Source organism: Mycobacterium sp. IDUB_28 (assembly GCF_055419285.1).
Genome location: NZ_JBVAXK010000004.1, coordinates 321,661 through 339,192 on the forward strand (window position 1 = coordinate 321,661; position 17,532 = coordinate 339,192).

The window sequence follows — 17,532 nt, forward strand, 5'->3', positions numbered from 1 at the left end:
GTTGGGTAGTCGCGGTGCTCGCACCGCGGGGTGGTTCTCGAGCGTCCCGGCAGGCCGAACCGGCCGGTGCCGGGCGCTCGCTAACGTTTGCGTTTCTTCGGTCGCGCCCCCGGACGCGGCGTGCGTCCCGGGCGTTGGCCCGCCGAATTGGGTTTGTTCGCCTGAGCCGTCGAGGTCTGATCTTCTTCGCCGCTCGCTGCGCCGTCCGCTGCACCCGGGGACTCGGACCGATTCTCCGGTCCTTGGGATGCCCTACTCGTGCGGACCGGCTTGGCTCCCGGGGCCGGGGCGTTGGCAGCCCGCCGCTCAATGGCTTCCTGCTTTTTAGCTTCGTCCTCTTTCTCGATCATGCCGAACACGTAATGCTGCTGACCGAAGGTCCAGATGTTGTTGGCGAACCAGTACAGGATGATCGCCAGCGGCAGGAACGGACCGCCGACCACAACGCCGAGCGGGAACACGTACAGAGCCAGCTTGTTCATCATGGCGGTCTGGGGATTCGCCGCCGCCTCGGCGCTCTGTCGCGCCACCGAAGCCCGGCTGTTGAAGTAGGTGGCTACGCCGGCCAGGATCATCACCGGCGCACCTACCGCGATCACTGCCGGGCGGCTGAAGTGTTCGAAGGCTCCCAGGCCGCCCTGCTGGGTCATGGAGGCGCCGATCGGCGCACCGAACAGGTTGGCCTTGAGGAAGTTCTGCACGTCGAGCGCGGTGAAGACGTAGTTGCCGATCAACCGGTTCTGCTCGGGGGACATGCTCTGCAAACCGATGCCGCCGGTGGTCCGGTTGAACGAGCGCAACACGTGATACAGCCCAAGGAACACCGGCAGCTGGGCCAGCATCGGCAAGCAACCCAGGATGGGATTGAAGCCGTGCTCGCGTTGCAGCTTCTGCATCTCGATCGCCATCTTCTGGCGGTCCTTACCGTACTTCTTCTGCAGGGCCTTGATCTGCGGTTGCAGCTCCTGCATTTGCCGCGTGGTCCGAATCTGCTTGACGAACGGCTTGTACAGCAGCGCACGCAATGTGAAGACCAGGAACATCACCGACAACGCCCAGGCGAAGAAGTTGTCCGGCCCCAGCACGAAAGCGAACGCTTTGTACCAGACCCACATAATCCACGACACCGGGTAGTAGACGAAGTCGAGGCTGAACCAATCAAACAAAAGTGTCACTCCCCCGTTGCGGTGCCGCGCGGTCGACGGCGGCGTCATCGAAGTCAGCCCGGCGCTCAGGGATCGGGTCCCATCCGCCCCGGTGCCAGGGTCCACACTTGGCGAGTCTGGCCACCGCCAGCCAGCTCCCGCGGAGCATGCCGTATTCGGCCAATGCCGCCACGGCGTACTGACTGCACGTCGGGATGAACCGGCACGTGGCCGGCCGCAGTGGCGACACCATGTGCCGGTAAAGCTGGATCACAGAGATCGTGGCACGCACCACGGGGTTGCCGATACTCGGTGTGCTCACCGCTCGGTTCCCGCCAATTCGAAAGCCCGGCGCAGGCCGCGGCGCAGTTGCTGCTCCAGCCAGGCCGACGACACGTGCCGGCTGCTGGGCAGGGCGCGGATCACCACCTGATCCAGCGGATGCAGACTCTCCAGCATCGGCCGCGCCACATGGCGCAGCCGCCGCGCCACCCGGTGCCGCTCGACTGCGGTGCCCACTCGCTTGGCCACGATCAGGCCGACTCTCGGAGCTTGGCATCGGGTTGGGTCGCCCAACGACTCGCTGCCTCTGCGCACATGGACGACGACGTCGGGCTGCACTGTGCGCATCCCGTACTTCACCGTCGCGTCAAACTCCGTCGACCGCCTCATGCGGTTGCGTGGAGAAAGCACCTGCTGGCAAACCCGATCTTGCGATCAGGCAGTGAGAGCGCGGCGACCCTTGCTGCGCCGGTTGGCGACGATGGCCCGCCCGGCACGGGTGCGCATCCGCAGCCGGAAACCATGTACGCGGGCTCGACGCCGATTGTTCGGCTGGAAGGTCCGCTTGCCCTTGGCCACGGCGTTCTCCTCGCTGTGTTTGGCATAACCATCCGCCCGCAGATGCTTTGCAGCCCGTTGGTCGGAGAGTGTCTCGCTAGCTGGCCGGCGCGGTCCCCGGGCATTGGGTCCGGGTCGCAGCCGTATCGCCGACTTTCGGGCGACTGTTTGAGGGTACTGATGCGGGTTCGCCTGGTCAAACCTCGCTCGCCCCAGCAGACCCAGCACCACCGGCATATCACCGCCGGTGGTGACGCGGCGTTCAGCGCCGAAAGATCCAGAACATCAAGAACGCCAGCGGAATACAACAGAACTGTTGGCAGCCGCAACGAAAACTGTTAGCTTCGCGGGGTGTCGTTTCCAAGCTGGGGCGAACTTGGAACGGCGTCGACAAAAAGTTTGGAGTCGACCATGAAGCGAGGATGGCGGATCGACTAGCTGACCGGACAGTCTTCATGATTGTCTTCCAGCACGGAGATCGCGGACCGTAGTTTATGCTGCGGCACGTAATCGACCGTCCTTTCCACACCTGTGGATAACTATGTGGACAGCTGTTCGTCGCCACCCCCCTCGACCGTCGGATCAGGAGATGCGTCGTTGACCGATGACCCGGGTTCCGGATTCGCCACAGTGTGGAACGCGGTCGTCTCCGAACTCAACGGTGACTCCGGTAACGGATCCGCTCCCGCCACTCCCCTGACGCCCCAGCAACGGGCCTGGCTGAATCTGGTACGACCACTGACCATCGTCGAGGGATTCGCGCTGCTCTCGGTTCCCAGCGTGTTCGTCCAGAACGAGATCGAACGACACCTGCGGACCCAGATCACCGACGCACTCAGCCGTCGCCTCGGACAACAGATCCAACTCGGGGTCCGCATCGCCCCACCCACCGAGGACGACGGAGCGCTCGCACCCTCCGACGCGGGCCCGCCGCCCGGCACCGATGCCGACGACACCGCCGACACCGATGCGCCCGCCGGCAACGCACAGAGTTGGCCCTCGTATTTCACCGAACGCCCGCACACCACCGACACCGCGGCCGCCGGCGGAACCAGCCTCAACCGGCGCTACACGTTCGACACCTTTGTCATCGGTTCGTCCAACCGATTCGCCCATGCCGCCACCCTGGCCATTGCCGAAGCGCCCGCGCGCGCCTACAACCCACTGTTCATCTGGGGTGAGTCCGGCCTGGGCAAGACCCACCTGCTGCACGCCGCCGGTAACTACGCGCAGCGGTTGTTCCCCGGCATGCGGGTCAAGTATGTCTCCACCGAGGAGTTCACCAACGACTTCATCAACTCGCTGCGCGACGACCGCAAGGTGTCGTTCAAGCGCAGCTACCGGGATGTCGATGTGTTGCTCGTCGATGACATCCAGTTCATCGAAGGCAAGGACGGGATCCAGGAAGAGTTCTTCCACACCTTCAACACCCTGCACAACGCCAACAAGCAGATCGTCATCTCCTCCGACCGGCCCCCCAAACAGTTGGCCACCCTCGAAGACCGGCTGCGCACCCGGTTCGAGTGGGGACTGATCACCGATGTGCAACCCCCCGACCTGGAAACACGCATCGCGATCCTGCGCAAGAAAGCGCAAGTGGAGCGGCTGGCCGTGCCCGACGACGTCCTCGAACTGATCGCCAGCAGCATCGAACGCAATATCCGCGAACTCGAGGGAGCCCTGATCCGGGTCACCGCGTTCGCGTCGCTGAACAAGACACCCATCGACAAGGCCCTGGCCGAGATCGTGCTGCGCGACCTGATCGCCGACGCGAGCGGCATGCAGATCAGCGCGGCCACCATCATGGCGGCCACCGCTGAATACTTCGACACCACCGTCGAAGAACTACGCGGGCCCGGCAAGGCGCGCCCGCTGGCGCAATCGCGCCAGATCGCCATGTACCTGTGCCGCGAACTCACCGATCTCTCGCTGCCCAAGATCGGGCAGGCTTTCGGCCGCGATCACACCACGGTGATGTACGCGGAGAAGAAGATCCGCGGCGAGATGGCCCAGCGCCGCGAGATCTTCGACAACGTCAAAGAACTCACCACCCGGATCCGGCAGCGCTCCAAGCGCTGAGTTCTTGCGTCACCCCCGCGCAAATTTAGTGAAAAACTTTCTTCCCTCGAGTCACAGCTGCAACAGCCTGATGATGTGCGCAGGCTGTGCACAAACCCTGCGAGTTCGGCGTGCATCAGTGCGTCCTGAGTGCACAACCGTGGCTCATCCCCAGCCGTCCACCGCGTCCCGCACAGGCAGCGACCCGGTCATCCCCAGCCCCGTCTGGCCGCTAGCTGCGCGAAGCCCGGGTTGTCCCCAGATTCCACACGCCCTAATACTGTTATTGAAATCTCTTCATCATTTCTTCCTTGAAGTACACCCTTGGGGACAAGCCGCGTCCGGGGGCGTTGCGCGGCGGCCCGAGCTTGGTTTGCGGGGGTGCGCGATTAGCTTTCAAGTTCGCCCCAGAAGCTCTACGGTTGTTCTTCGACTGCTGTTGCGGTCGTCGGGGCGGATACCTGCCGCCGGCGGTCGTCACGGGGAGTCCCCAACGCCGGCGGGGGAGCTGGCCCACGGATTTGAGTTCACAGGTGTGAAGGGACGCAATGGACGCGGCTACAACACGTGCGGTCACCGATTTGAAGTTTCGGCTGGTCCGGGAGTCCTTCGCCGAAGCGGTGTCGTGGGTGGCGAGGAACCTGCCATCACGGCCGACGGTGCCGGTGCTGTCCGGGGTGTTGCTGACCGGATCCGAGGATGGGCTCACCATCTCCGGATTCGACTACGAGGTCTCCGCCGAAGTACAGGTCGCTGCTGAAATCGCCTCCCCGGGAAGCGTTTTGGTGTCCGGGAAACTGTTGTCCGAAATCACCCGGGCGCTGCCCAACAAGCCGGTGGATTTCTACGTCGACGGCAACCGGGTCGCCTTGACCTGCGGTAGCGCTCGGTTTTCGTTGCCGACGATGGCGGTAGAGGATTACCCGACCCTGCCGACCCTGCCTGAGGAGACCGGGACGCTGCCGGCCGAGTTGTTCGCCGAGGCGATCGGCCAGGTCGCCATCGCTGCCGGCCGGGATGACACGCTGCCCATGCTCACCGGCATCCGGGTCGAGATCTCCGGTGAATCGGTGGTTTTGGCCGCAACCGACCGGTTTCGGCTGGCGGTCCGCGAGTTGACGTGGTCGGCGCTGTCCCCCGACATCGAGGCCTCGGTGCTGGTGCCGGCCAAGACTCTGGCCGAAGCCGCCAAGGCCGGCGCCGACGGTTCGGAAGTCCGGCTGTCGCTGGGTTCGGGATCCGGCGTCGGCAAAGAAGGCCTGCTCGGTATCAGCGGCAACGGCAAACGCAGTACCACCCGGTTGCTGGACGCCGAATTCCCGAAATTCCGGCAACTGCTACCGGCTGAACACAGCGCGGTGGCCACCATCAACGTCGCCGAGTTGACCGAAGCGATCAAGCTGGTGGCGCTGGTCGCCGAACGCGGCGCACAGATCCGGATGGAATTCGCCGACGACATGCTGCGGCTGTCGGCCGGCGCCGACGACGTCGGACGTGCCGAGGAGGATCTGGCCGTCGACTACGCCGGGGAACCGCTGACCATCGCCTTCAACCCGACCTACCTGACCGACGGGCTGGGTTCGCTGCATTCCGAGCGGGTGTCGTTCGGGTTCACCACTCCGGGCAAACCGGCCTTACTGCGTCCGGCCTCGGCCGACGATGCGGTGCCCAGCGGCAGTGGTCCGTTCCCCGCGGTACCGACGGATTACGTGTATCTGTTGATGCCGGTGCGGCTGCCGGGCTGATCGCCGGGACGCACACGTGTACGTCCGGCATCTGGGCTTGCGTGATTTCCGGTCCTGGGCACGGTTGGATCTCGAATTGGCGCCGGGGCGCACGGTATTCGTCGGTCGTAACGGCTTCGGGAAGACCAATGTGCTTGAGGCGCTGTGGTATTCGACCACGCTGGGATCCCATCGGGTCGGCACGGATGCGCCGCTGATCCGCGCGGGCGCCGAACGCGCCGTGGTATCCACCATCGTGGTGAACGAGGGTCGCGAATGCGCGGTGGACCTCGAGATCGCCGCGGGCCGCGCCAATAAGGCGCGGCTGAACCGGTCGCCGGTGCGCAGCACGCGCGAGATCGTCGGGGTGTTGCGGGCGGTGTTGTTCGCTCCCGAGGACCTGGCACTGGTGCGCGGCGACCCGGCGGACCGGCGCCGCTATCTCGACGAGTTGGCCACCGTGCGGCGGCCGATGATCGCGGGGGTGCGCGCCGACTACGACAAGGTGCTGCGGCAACGTAGCGCCTTGTTGAAATCGTTGTCCGGGGCCCGGTTTCGCGGTGATCGGGGTGCGCTGGATTCGCTGGAGGTGTGGGACGGCCGGCTGGCCGAAATCGGTGCCCAACTGATGGCGGCCCGGATCGATCTGGTGAATGAACTGACACCGCAGGTGCAGAAGGCCTATCAACTGTTGGCGCCCGAATCACGTTCGGCGGCAATCGGTTACCGCGCCAGCACGGATACGGTGGCGCCGCAGGCGGAGAGCGACTCATTGGAGTCGGTGCTGTTGGCCGCCCTGACCGCCCGCCGCGGCGCCGAACTGGAGCGGGGGGTGTGTCTGGTCGGCCCACACCGCGACGACCTGGAATTGCGGCTGGGCGAACATCCCGCCAAAGGCTTTGCCAGCCATGGGGAATCCTGGTCTTTCGCGGTCGCGTTGCGGCTGGCCGCCTACGAACTGCTGCGCGCCGATGGCAGCGACCCGGTGTTGTTGCTCGACGACGTGTTCGCCGAACTGGACACCAAGCGGCGCCGGGCCTTGGCGACGGTGGCGGAGTCGGCCGAGCAGGTGCTGGTGACCGCGGCCGTACCCGAGGACATTCCCGCGGGCTGGGAGGCCGGCCGTGTGCACATCGAGTTACACGACAGCGACGCCGGTCCGGTCTCGGAGGTCACAGCATGAGCGATCAGGACGAAGTCAACCAGCGCGGCCTGGACCTGGTTCGGCGAACGCTGGAAGAGGCGCGTGCGGCGGCCCGGGCGCGGGGACAGGACGCCGGCCGGGGCCGGGCGGCTCCCGTCGAGCCGCGCCGCCGGGTGGCCGGTTCACGGCGCCGATGGTCGGGACCGGGACCCGACGCGCGCGATCCCCAACCGTTGGGCCGGCTGACCAGCGAGCTGGCCAAGCAGCGAGGCTGGACCGCGCAGGTGGCCGAGGGAACCGTGTTCGGCCAGTGGAATTCGGTCGTCGGACATCAGATCGCCGACCATGCAAATCCGACGTCGTTGACCGACGGCGTGCTCAGTGTGACGGCGGAGTCGACGGCCTGGGCCACCCAACTGCGACTGATGCAGGCCCAGCTGCTGGCCAAGATCGCGGCCGCTGTCGGCAACGGTGTGGTGACCTCGCTGAAGATCACCGGTCCGGCCACCCCGTCGTGGCGGAAAGGACGCCGCAGTTCCCCGGGCCGGGGACCCCGCGACACGTACGGATAAGCACCGTCCGGCGCTCGGGGGCGCTTCACACGCCACCGTCTCAGAGCCGCCAGAAATTAGCGGACTGATATCTGGAACGTCAGGACGCGCCCACAACGACGAAACTGAGCGCACGGCGCAATCAGATGGGTAGAAACGCGGCCGCAAGATCGGTGCTGACAGTGCATCACGGTAGAGTGATAGACGACTTGCCGACGGTAACCAATACCGTCGCTGCGATCCCCAAGGAGAGCGTTCCGCACGTGGCTGCCCAGAAGAAGAAGGCACAAGACGAATACGGCGCTTCGGCGATCACCGTTTTGGAAGGGCTCGAGGCCGTCCGCAAACGCCCGGGCATGTATATCGGCTCCACCGGGGAGCGTGGTCTGCACCATCTGGTCTGGGAGGTGGTGGACAACTCCGTCGACGAGGCCATGGCCGGCTACGCCACCCAGGTCGATGTGAAGCTGCTCGACGACGGCAGCGTCGAGGTGGCCGACAACGGTCGCGGTATCCCGGTCGCCATGCACGCCACCGGTGCCCCGACCGTCGACGTCGTCATGACCCAGCTGCATGCCGGCGGCAAGTTCGGTGGGGAGAACAGCGGCTACAACGTCAGCGGCGGTCTGCACGGCGTCGGCGTCTCGGTGGTCAACGCACTGTCCACCCGGCTGGAAGTCGACATCAAGCGCGATGGTCACCAGTGGTCGCAGTATTACGAGCGGGCCGTGCCCGGCACCCTCAAACAGGGCGAAGCAACCCGCAAGACCGGTACCACCATCAGGTTCTGGGCCGACCCGGACATCTTCGAAACCACCCAGTACGACTTCGAGACGGTGGCCCGCCGTCTGCAGGAGATGGCATTCCTGAACAAGGGCCTGACGATCAACCTCACCGACGAGCGGGTGGAACAGGACGAAGTGGTCGACGAGGTGGTCAGCGACCACGCCGAAGCCCCCAAGTCCGCCGAGGAGAAAGCCGCGGAATCCAAGAGGCCGCACAAGGTCAAGCACCGCACCTTCCACTACCCCGGCGGGTTGGTGGATTTCGTCAAGCACATCAACCGCACCAAGAGCCCGATCCAGCAGAGCGTGATCGACTTCGACGGCAAAGGCACCGGCCACGAGGTCGAAATCGCCATGCAGTGGAACGGCGGCTATTCCGAATCGGTGCACACCTTCGCCAACACCATCAACACCCACGAGGGCGGCACGCATGAAGAGGGTTTCCGCAGCGCGCTGACGTCGGTGGTGAACAAGTACGCCAAAGACAAGAAGCTGCTGAAGGACAAAGACCCCAACCTCACCGGTGACGACATCCGCGAAGGCCTGGCTGCCGTCATCTCGGTCAAGGTCGCCGAGCCGCAGTTCGAGGGTCAGACCAAGACCAAGCTGGGCAACACCGAGGTCAAGTCGTTCGTGCAGAAGGTGTGCAACGAGCAGCTCACGCACTGGTTCGAGTCCAACCCGTCAGAAGCCAAAACCGTTGTGAATAAGGCGGTCTCCTCGGCGCAGGCCCGAATCGCGGCGCGCAAGGCCCGCGAGCTGGTGCGCCGCAAGAGCGCCACCGACCTCGGGGGGTTGCCCGGGAAGCTGGCCGACTGCCGCTCGACGGACCCGCGCAAGTCGGAACTGTATGTGGTGGAAGGTGACTCGGCCGGCGGCTCGGCCAAGAGCGGCCGGGACTCGATGTTCCAGGCGATCCTGCCGTTGCGCGGCAAGATCATCAACGTCGAGAAGGCCCGCATCGACCGGGTGTTGAAGAACACCGAAGTTCAGGCCATCATCACCGCGCTCGGCACCGGTATCCACGACGAGTTCGACATCGCCAAGCTGCGGTACCACAAGATCGTGCTGATGGCCGACGCTGACGTTGACGGACAACACATTTCGACGTTGTTGTTGACGCTGCTGTTCCGGTTCATGAGGCCGCTGCTCGAACACGGCCATGTGTTCCTCGCGCAGCCGCCGCTCTACAAACTGAAGTGGCAGCGCAGCGAACCCGAATTCGCTTACTCCGACCGGGAACGCGACGGCCTGCTGGAGGCCGGCCAGAAGGCCGGGAAGAAGATCAACAAAGAAGACGGCATTCAGCGCTACAAGGGTCTGGGCGAGATGGACGCTAAGGAGTTGTGGGAAACCACGATGGATCCCTCGGTGCGGGTATTGCGCCAGGTCACCCTCGATGACGCCGCCGCCGCCGACGAGTTGTTCTCCATCCTGATGGGCGAGGATGTCGAGGCCCGGCGCAGCTTCATCACCCGTAACGCCAAAGACGTTCGCTTCCTTGACGTTTGATCCCCAGTCCGCCTTCGATACAACGAGGAATAGATGACTGACACGACGCTGCCGCCCGGCGACGACTCGGTGGACCGGATCGAACCGGTCGACATCCAGCAGGAGATGCAGCGCAGCTACATCGACTACGCGATGAGCGTGATCGTCGGCCGCGCACTGCCCGAAGTGCGCGACGGCCTCAAGCCGGTGCACCGCCGGGTGCTCTACGCGATGTATGACTCCGGATTCCGTCCCGACCGCAGCCACGCCAAATCGGCTCGCTCGGTGGCCGAGACGATGGGTAACTACCACCCGCACGGCGACGCCTCGATCTACGACACGTTGGTGCGGATGGCGCAGCCGTGGTCGCTGCGGTACCCGTTGGTCGACGGGCAGGGCAACTTCGGATCGCCGGGCAACGATCCGCCGGCGGCAATGAGGTATTGCGTCACCGGGGACACGTTGATCGGACTGCCCGAGGGCCGCTCCATCCCCATCGCAGAGATGGTTCCGGGCGCTGAAGCCAACAGCGACAACGCCATTGACCTGAAAGTGCTTGACCGGCACGGCCTGCCGGTCTCTGCAGACAGGTTGTTCCATTCGGGTGAACACCCCACGTTCCGGGTCCGCACGAACGGCGGTCACGAGTTAACCGGCACGGCCAATCACCCGCTGCTGTGCCTGGTGAACATCGGACCGGTGCCCACGTTGTTGTGGAAGCTCATCGAAGAGATTGCGCCGGGTGACTGTGTGGTCCTCAGCACCGAGGGTGGGGGTCGTGAACCCAGCACGCCGACGATGGCCTGCCTATCCCCCACGGTCGACGAGGTGCCGGGACTTGCCGAATTCCTGCAGGCCTACGTAGATGACGCGGATGCCGCGGCCATTGCATCCGAACTCACCGACGGCCGTTTCCACTACGCACGAGTCGCATCCGTTACCGACGCCGGCGTGCAACCGGTCTACAGCCTGCGGGTCGACACCGAAGACCACGCGTTCCTGACCAACGGCTTCATCAGTCACAACACCGAAGCACGGCTGACCCCCCTGGCCATGGAGATGCTGCGCGAAATCGACGAGGAGACAGTCGATTTCATCCCGAACTACGACGGCCGGGTGCAGGAACCCACGGTGCTGCCCAGCCGGTTCCCCAACCTGCTGGCCAACGGCTCGGGCGGCATCGCGGTGGGCATGGCCACCAACATCCCGCCGCACAACCTGCGCGAACTCGCCGAAGCGGTGTTCTGGTGCCTGGACAACCACGACGCCGACGAAGAGGCGACGCTGGACGCGGTCATGGAGCGCGTCAAGGGACCGGACTTTCCCACCTCCGGTCTGATCGTCGGATCACAGGGAATCTCTGACGCGTACAAGACCGGCCGCGGTTCGGTCAAAATGCGCGGAGTCGTTGAGGTAGAAGAGGATTCGCGCGGCCGGACCTCGCTGGTGATTACCGAGCTGCCTTATCAGGTCAACCACGACAACTTCATCACCTCGATCGCCGAGCAGGTCCGCGACGGCCGGCTGGCCGGAATCTCCAACATCGAGGACCAGTCCAGCGACCGCGTCGGGCTGCGCATCGTCATCGAACTCAAGCGCGATGCGGTGGCCAAGGTGGTGCTCAACAACCTCTACAAGCACACCCAGCTGCAGACCAGCTTCGGTGCCAACATGCTGTCGATCGTCGACGGCGTGCCGCGCACCCTGCGGCTGGACCAGATGATCCGCTACTACGTCGCGCACCAACTCGACGTGATCGTCCGGCGCACCACCTACCGACTGCGAAAAGCCAACGAGCGGGCCCACATTCTGCGCGGTCTGGTCAAAGCCCTCGACGCGCTGGACGAAGTCATCGCGCTGATCCGGGCATCCGAGACCGTCGACGTCGCCCGCACCGGGTTGATCGAACTGCTCGACATCGATGAGATCCAGGCGCAGGCGATCCTGGACATGCAGCTGCGCCGGCTTGCCGCCCTGGAACGTCAACGCATCGTCGACGACCTGGCCAAGATCGAAGCCGAAATCGCTGACCTGGAAGACATTCTCGCCAAACCGGAACGGCAGCGCGGCATCGTGCGCGACGAACTGGGCGAGATCGTGGACAAGCACGGCGACGACCGTCGTACCCGGATCATCGCCGCCGACGGTGAGGTCAGCGACGAAGATCTGATCGCCCGCGAGGACGTCGTCGTCACCATCACCGAAACCGGGTACGCCAAGCGCACCAAGACCGATCTGTACCGCAGCCAGAAACGCGGTGGCAAAGGCGTGCAGGGTGCCGGGCTCAAGCAGGACGACATCGTGCGGCACTTTTTCGTCTGCTCCACCCACGACTGGATCCTGTTCTTCACCACCCAGGGGCGGGTGTACCGGGCCAAGGCCTATGAGTTGCCGGAGGCGTTGCGGACCGCGCGCGGTCAGCACGTCGCCAACCTGCTGGCCTTCCAGCCCGAAGAACGCATCGCCCAGGTCATCCAGATCAAGAGCTACGAGGACGCGCCGTACCTGGTGCTGGCCACCCGTAACGGGCTGGTGAAGAAATCCAAACTGACCGACTTCGACTCCAACCGGTCCGGCGGGATCGTGGCGGTCAACCTGCGCGACGGCGACGAGCTCGTCGGCGCGGTGCTGTGCTCCTCGGATGACGACCTGCTGCTGGTGTCGGCCAACGGCCAATCCATCCGGTTCTCGGCGACCGACGAGGCGCTGCGGCCGATGGGCCGCGCCACCTCAGGGGTGCAGGGTATGCGGTTCAACGCCGACGACCGGCTGCTCTCGCTGAACGTCGTGCACGAAGGCACCTACCTGTTGGTCGCCACCTCGGGCGGCTACGCCAAGCGGACCGGCATCGAGGAGTATCCGGTACAGGGGCGCGGCGGCAAGGGTGTGCTGACGGTCATGTACGACCGGCGGCGCGGCCGACTGGTCGGGGCGCTGATCGTCGACGACGAGAGCGAGCTCTACGCGATCACCTCCGGCGGCGGTGTCATCCGCACCACCGCCCGGCAGGTCCGTAAGGCCGGACGGCAGACCAAGGGCGTCCGGCTGATGAACCTGGGTGAGGGCGACACGCTGTTGGCCATCGCCCGCAACGCCGAAGCCGGCGTCGAGGCCGAGGTCGAGGGCGAAGAGGGGCCGGTCAGCTAGCCGGGCATAGACTCGGCTACTTGAGCACACATGTGAGGAGTCGGGGTGAGTTCACCGAACGAGCCGGGCGGCGCCCCCAGTCCGGGCGACCAGCCGAACGGGGATGGCTCAACCGAACGGGCCGGTGCGCACCGGGCCGCGACTGGGTCCGGCCGCATCCCGGATGCGGGCGACGCGCCGCCGTGGCAGCGCGGAGCGGCGCGGACGTCATCGCAGTCGGGACCGCGTCCAGCGGCAGACCCACCCACCGAAGTGCGGCCGCCCAGCAGCTCCGAAGCGCGGCTCAATCGTTTCATCTCCGGCGGGTCGGGTCCGACCACCGGCTCACCGCCGGAGGCGCCAGCTGTGCGTAGCGACAACACCCCTGCAGAGGCATATGCCAGCGAACTGCCCGATCTGTCCGGGCCGATTCCGCGGGCCACCCCGCGCAAGTCCACTCCCGAGCGGAGCTCGGACACCTCGTCGGGAACAACCCGGTCCAGCAGCGAAGGCCGCGAATCGCGGGAGTCGCGGGTGGCGGTCGGGTCCCGGCGGGCCCGCGGGCCGGTGCGGGCCAGCATGCAGATCCGTCGCATCGACCCGTGGAGCACATTGAAGGTGTCGCTGCTGCTGTCGGTGGCGCTGTTCTTCGTCTGGATGATCGCGGTCGCGTTCCTGTACCTGGTGCTCGGCGGCATGGGCGTGTGGGCCAAGCTGAACAGCAACGTCGGCGATCTGCTGAACAACACCAGCGGCAGCAGCGGTGAGCTCGTCTCCAGCGGCACCATCTTCGGCGGCGCCGTCCTGATCGGTTTGGTCAACATCGTGCTGATGACCGCGATGTCCACCATCGCCGCGTTCGTTTACAACCTCACCACCGATCTGATCGGTGGTATCGAAGTGACGCTGGCGGATCGGGACTAGCTGGCCTGTTTTGGGTGTCGGGTGGCCGGTGCGGTAATCTCGTCGCTCGGCCGTATGCGCAGTACGGGCCTATAGCTCAGGCGGTTAGAGCGCTTCGCTGATAACGAAGAGGTCGGAGGTTCGAGTCCTCCTAGGCCCACGACCATGGGTTCGTCAAGACGTCGGGTGAAGTTTGCGCTGGCGGCGGCCGCCGCGGCTGGCGCGGCTGCCGTGTTCCGTGCGCGGCGCGACGTCGAAGTCTGGCACGTGGCGCCCGATCCGACCTCTGATGACGCACCCGATCACCACGAGGGGCCTTAGCTCAGTTGGTAGAGCACCGCCTTTGCAAGGCGGGTGTCAGGGGTTCGATTCCCCTAGGCTCCACACACTGGCCGTGACCATCGCCGGCCATGCGAGGCAGGCGTCAGCGGTTGAGCGGACTGTAGAACACCAGCCCGTTGCCCTTGTTGTCGTAGACCACGGCACGCCGCTCGTGCGCGTCGTCGTGGGGGCCCTGCACGATGCCACCGCCGGCAGCTTCCACCGCCTTGGCCGCGGCGTCGACGTCAGCGGTCTTGATCCCGACGACAACCTGGCCCGGAATCGGATGGTCCACCGCGGTCGCCAACGCCAGCGTCACCGAGCCACCGTCCAGCGCCGCGAAGTGGGCTCCGTCGCGAAACTTCAACGCCATCCCCAGCGTCTCGGTGTAGAACCGGATCGACTCGTCGAGATCGTCGGTCGCCAAGATGACCATTCGTACGTCGTGCCCGGTCATCGGTGACTCCCTGCGCGCGCGGAGGTGAAACCCACCTGCCTAGGGACGCTGTTGCACATCGACGCTGGGCGGCAACGGCGACGGATCCGGACGCGTCGAGCGGCGCACGATGCTGAACGCGACCCCACCGGCGGCCAGCACCGCCACCCCGGCGGCACCCGCGATCACCCAGGGCTTCTTGCTGCGGCGCTGGGTGCGGCGGGCATCCTGCAGCAACTGCGGCAGGTTGGCGACCACTTCCTGGGCGGCGGCCAGCTCCTGGCCGATCGTCTCCTGGGCGGCGGCGAGCTCGCGGGCCAGGCGGCCCTCCCGGTAGCGGCGCCGGAGCTCCGTGGCCGTCGAGCGCGCACCCTGGGCTCCGAGGCCGACGACGCCGCGGGTGACGTCGACCGGTCCCACCGTCGAGTAGGTCAGGCCCCGGGTGAGTCGCTCGCGCGGAGTCAACCGCGCATCCACCGTCACACTCATCTGCCGCCTTTCGCCGTGCCGCTCGGATCCTACGAGTCCTATCAGGTACCACGCCGTCGAGCTAGTACCTGACCTCAAACGGATGCAGGTGCACCGGCTGCGGGCCGGATGCGGTGTGGTGGCAGACTGTGATCCCGTGACCAACCCGATTCAGACCGCCACCGCCACGCTGCACACCAACCGGGGAGACGTCAAGGTCGCCCTGTTCGGCAACCACGCGCCCAAGACCGTCGCCAACTTCGTCGGGCTTGCGCAGGGCACCAAGGAGTACTCGACGCAGAACGCCTCCGGCGGCCCGTCGGGCCCGTTCTACGACGGCGCGGTCTTCCACCGGGTGATCAAGGGCTTCATGATCCAGGGCGGCGACCCGACCGGCACCGGCCGTGGCGGTCCGGGCTACAAGTTTGCCGACGAGTTCCACCCCGAGTTGCAGTTCGACCGGCCGTACCTGCTGGCGATGGCCAACGCCGGGCCGGGCACCAACGGCTCACAGTTCTTCATCACGGTGGGCCCGACCCCGCACCTGAACCGTCGCCACACGATTTACGGCGAGGTCATCGACCCCGAGTCGCAGCGCGTCGTCGACACCATCGCCACCACGGCGACCGACGGCAACGACCGCCCGCTGGAACCGGTCGTCATCGAATCCATCACCATTTCCTGACCAGTCCCCCGCCGAGCAGACGCAAAAGCCCCTAATTTCGTGCCGAAATGGGGGCTTTTGCGTCTGTTCGGCACTAAGGGTGACCCGCCCAGCCGGCGTCGGTGAGGGCGTCGAGCACGTCCAAAGGGTCGGTGCCCAGGTCCCAGCGCGACAGCACAATCAGTCCCCCGCCGACCGTCTCGATCTCCAGCAGCCGCATCCGCCGCCCGTGTCGGCGGAATTCGGTGATCCGGATGATGTCGATCGCGTCGCGGCGCAACAGCTGCGTGCGCAACCAGCCGCGCAATACCAGCGCGTCGTCGGTGATAGCCAGCTTGGGACGGGCCCGCCACGACGCGCCGGCAAACACGAGCAGACCCAGCGCGGCAATCCCGGCGATGAAGCGCCCGGGCGGGTCTGTGACCAGCGTCACAGCGGCGATAGCCAACATCATGCCGCCGACGCCGCAAGCTGCGATTCCGGCGGTGGGCGGCGACCATTCAGTTTGCTGCATGCGTTATCGGAGCCCTCTCACCACCATGGATACGATTAATCCACAGCAGCTATCAACAGTGGGGATGAATCACACGCGTGTGATTGGGTAACGGCGGGGTTGCTAGCTCGCTAACAAGACCGACATATCACCCCGCCATTACCCCTGAGTCAACGCTCAGTGCCAGCGCATCGTGAGCAACAGCCCGGTGATCATGAAAGCGAACGCGATGGCGTAGTTCCACGGACCGAGTTCGGCCATCCAGTGCAGCGCGGCCGGAGCCTGCGGACCGTAAGCCGCCAACTGGAACACCATCAACCAGACCAGCCCCACCAGCATGAGCCCGATGAACAGCGCGACGAACCAGACGCTGGACGGCCCCACCTTCACCTTCACCGGCGTACGGCTCACCGCGCTGACGGTGAAGTCGTTCTTCTTGCGGACCTTGGACTTGGGCATTTACTACCTCTGGTGTCAAACGAGCAGAGCAGGTGCAACGATGCGGAACAGGTGCAACGATTACGGTTGCAGCGCGGAGCTTGGGTACGACCTTAACTCAAGGCGATCCGCGACCACCCACCGCGAACCGCGATCAGGAGCCGGAGACACACCGTTGACCGAACAGGGATCCGATCAGCGCCGCTCGCTGTGGCACTTCGGTGTCCCGGTGGTGTGTCTGCTGGCCGGGCTGCTGCTGGCCGCGACGCACGGGGTGTCCGGGGGTGCGGAAATCCGTCGTAGCGACGCGCCGCGGCTGGTGGACCTGGTCCGTGAAACCCGGTCCTCGGTGAGTCAACTGGACGCCGAACGCGAAGCGCTGAGCCGCAAGCTCGACGCCGCACACGGCCGGTCGTCGGACACCGCACTACGCGCGATGTTGCAACGGGCCGCCGAACTGGCCGGCGAGGCCGACATGAACCCGGTGCGCGGCCCCGCCCTGGTAGTGGTCCTCAACGATGCGCAGCGCGATGCCAACGGCCGGTTCCCGCGGGACGCCACCCCGGACGACCTCGTCGTGCACCAGCAGGACATCGACGGGGTGCTCAATGCGATGTGGAGTGCCGGCGCGGAAGCCATCCAGATGCAGGACCAACGCATCATCGCCACGTCGGTGGTCCGCTGCGTGGGCAACACCCTGCTGCTCAACGGTCGCACCTACAGCCCGCCCTATTCCATCACCGCCATCGGCAACGCCGCCGCCATGCAGGCGGCGCTGGCCGCCGCTCCCCTGGTGACCCTCTACAAGCAGTACGTGGTCCGGTTCGGGCTCGGGTACCGCGAGGAAGTCAAGGCCGACGTCCAGATCGCCGGCCATGCCGAGCCGGTGCGGCTGCACTATGCGCAGCCGATGGGCCCGATCGGCTACTGACAACAGCACCGCAC

At 65.7% G+C, this 17,532-nt stretch carries 17 protein-coding genes and 2 tRNA genes; 11 read left to right on the forward strand and 8 right to left on the reverse strand.

Translation table 11 applies throughout. The features are described from left to right. Positions 1-80: 80 nt before the first annotated feature. From yidC to rpmH, 4 genes are read right to left on the reverse strand one after another with little or no spacing between them, the layout of a single operon-like run. Complete coding sequence (yidC, locus tag ACZYZ9_RS10910; protein ID WP_463826430.1) at positions 81-1,175, reverse strand: membrane protein insertase YidC; 1,095 nt, start codon at positions 1,173-1,175, stop codon at positions 81-83. Beyond that, a complete protein-coding gene (gene yidD / locus ACZYZ9_RS10915) occupies positions 1,159-1,467 on the reverse strand; it encodes a membrane protein insertion efficiency factor YidD (protein WP_463826275.1) in 309 nt (102 codons plus the stop codon). The genes yidC and yidD overlap by 17 nt, the downstream gene beginning before the upstream one ends. Then, positions 1,464-1,838 (reverse strand): ribonuclease P protein component, encoded by a 375-nt coding sequence (gene rnpA / locus ACZYZ9_RS10920; protein ID WP_463826276.1) that lies wholly within the window; start codon positions 1,836-1,838, stop codon positions 1,464-1,466. Before rnpA ends, yidD begins: the two co-directional genes overlap by 4 nt. 24 nt (positions 1,839-1,862) lie before the next feature. Then, positions 1,863-2,006 carry a 50S ribosomal protein L34 gene (gene rpmH, locus ACZYZ9_RS10925; RefSeq protein ID WP_003898363.1) on the reverse strand — a complete coding sequence of 48 codons (144 nt, stop codon included), beginning with the start codon at positions 2,004-2,006 and terminating at the stop codon, positions 1,863-1,865. A 576-nt stretch (positions 2,007-2,582) separates the two neighbouring features. Between rpmH and dnaA the strand changes: the two genes are divergently transcribed. The 9 genes from dnaA to ACZYZ9_RS10970 all read left to right on the forward strand — a co-directional run bounded on the left by dnaA (position 2,583) and on the right by ACZYZ9_RS10970 (position 14,151). Further along, positions 2,583-4,064: a chromosomal replication initiator protein DnaA gene (dnaA, locus tag ACZYZ9_RS10930; RefSeq protein ID WP_463826277.1), complete on the forward strand. Its 1,482-nt coding sequence runs from the start codon at positions 2,583-2,585 to the stop codon at positions 4,062-4,064. Positions 4,065-4,591: 527 nt separating this feature from the next. After that, positions 4,592-5,788: a DNA polymerase III subunit beta gene (gene dnaN, locus ACZYZ9_RS10935; RefSeq protein ID WP_463826278.1), complete on the forward strand. Its 1,197-nt coding sequence runs from the start codon at positions 4,592-4,594 to the stop codon at positions 5,786-5,788. 16 nt (positions 5,789-5,804) lie between these two features. Next, a complete protein-coding gene (gene recF / locus ACZYZ9_RS10940; RefSeq protein ID WP_463826279.1) occupies positions 5,805-6,950 on the forward strand; it encodes a DNA replication/repair protein RecF in 1,146 nt (381 codons plus the stop codon). Next, positions 6,947-7,483 carry a DUF721 family protein gene (locus ACZYZ9_RS10945; protein ID WP_463826280.1) on the forward strand — a complete coding sequence of 179 codons (537 nt, stop codon included), beginning with the start codon at positions 6,947-6,949 and terminating at the stop codon, positions 7,481-7,483. The genes recF and ACZYZ9_RS10945 overlap by 4 nt, the downstream gene beginning before the upstream one ends. A gap of 242 nt (positions 7,484-7,725) precedes the next feature. Beyond that, entirely contained in the window at positions 7,726-9,759 is a 2,034-nt protein-coding gene (gyrB, locus tag ACZYZ9_RS10950) for a DNA topoisomerase (ATP-hydrolyzing) subunit B (protein WP_463826281.1), read from the forward strand. Positions 9,760-9,792: 33 nt separating this feature from the next. After that, positions 9,793-12,885 (forward strand): intein-containing DNA gyrase subunit A, encoded by a 3,093-nt coding sequence (gene gyrA / locus ACZYZ9_RS10955; protein WP_463826282.1) that lies wholly within the window; start codon positions 9,793-9,795, stop codon positions 12,883-12,885. 45 nt (positions 12,886-12,930) lie between these two features. Then, positions 12,931-13,788 (forward strand): DUF3566 domain-containing protein, encoded by an 858-nt coding sequence (locus ACZYZ9_RS10960; protein WP_463826283.1) that lies wholly within the window; start codon positions 12,931-12,933, stop codon positions 13,786-13,788. 65 nt (positions 13,789-13,853) lie between these two features. Further along, positions 13,854-13,927 (forward strand) — tRNA-Ile (locus ACZYZ9_RS10965). 151 nt (positions 13,928-14,078) lie between these two features. Then, a tRNA-Ala gene (locus ACZYZ9_RS10970) sits at positions 14,079-14,151 on the forward strand. A gap of 40 nt (positions 14,152-14,191) precedes the next feature. Here ACZYZ9_RS10970 and ACZYZ9_RS10975 read toward each other — a convergent pair. After that, positions 14,192-14,545: a VOC family protein gene (locus ACZYZ9_RS10975; RefSeq protein WP_463826284.1), complete on the reverse strand. Its 354-nt coding sequence runs from the start codon at positions 14,543-14,545 to the stop codon at positions 14,192-14,194. A 39-nt stretch (positions 14,546-14,584) separates the two neighbouring features. After that, on the reverse strand, positions 14,585-15,013 hold the full coding sequence (gene cwsA / locus ACZYZ9_RS10980) for a cell wall synthesis protein CwsA (protein ID WP_463826285.1): 429 nt from the start codon (positions 15,011-15,013) through the stop codon (positions 14,585-14,587). 118 nt (positions 15,014-15,131) lie between these two features. Between cwsA and ACZYZ9_RS10985 the strand changes: the two genes are divergently transcribed. Continuing rightward, positions 15,132-15,677: a peptidylprolyl isomerase gene (locus ACZYZ9_RS10985; RefSeq protein ID WP_463826431.1), complete on the forward strand. Its 546-nt coding sequence runs from the start codon at positions 15,132-15,134 to the stop codon at positions 15,675-15,677. 73 nt (positions 15,678-15,750) lie between these two features. Here ACZYZ9_RS10985 and ACZYZ9_RS10990 read toward each other — a convergent pair whose 3' ends face one another. Together ACZYZ9_RS10990 and crgA are read right to left on the reverse strand one after the other, a co-directional pair. Further along, positions 15,751-16,170, reverse strand: coding sequence for a PH domain-containing protein (locus tag ACZYZ9_RS10990; RefSeq protein ID WP_463826286.1), 420 nt, complete (start codon positions 16,168-16,170; stop codon positions 15,751-15,753). 156 nt (positions 16,171-16,326) lie between these two features. Continuing rightward, positions 16,327-16,608 carry a cell division protein CrgA gene (gene crgA, locus ACZYZ9_RS10995; RefSeq protein ID WP_418013974.1) on the reverse strand — a complete coding sequence of 94 codons (282 nt, stop codon included), beginning with the start codon at positions 16,606-16,608 and terminating at the stop codon, positions 16,327-16,329. Between the two features lie 154 nt (positions 16,609-16,762). On the opposite strand from crgA, the gene ACZYZ9_RS11000 reads away from it, so the two are divergent. Continuing rightward, a complete protein-coding gene (locus tag ACZYZ9_RS11000; protein ID WP_463826287.1) occupies positions 16,763-17,518 on the forward strand; it encodes a DUF881 domain-containing protein in 756 nt (251 codons plus the stop codon). Positions 17,519-17,532 lie beyond the last annotated feature (14 nt).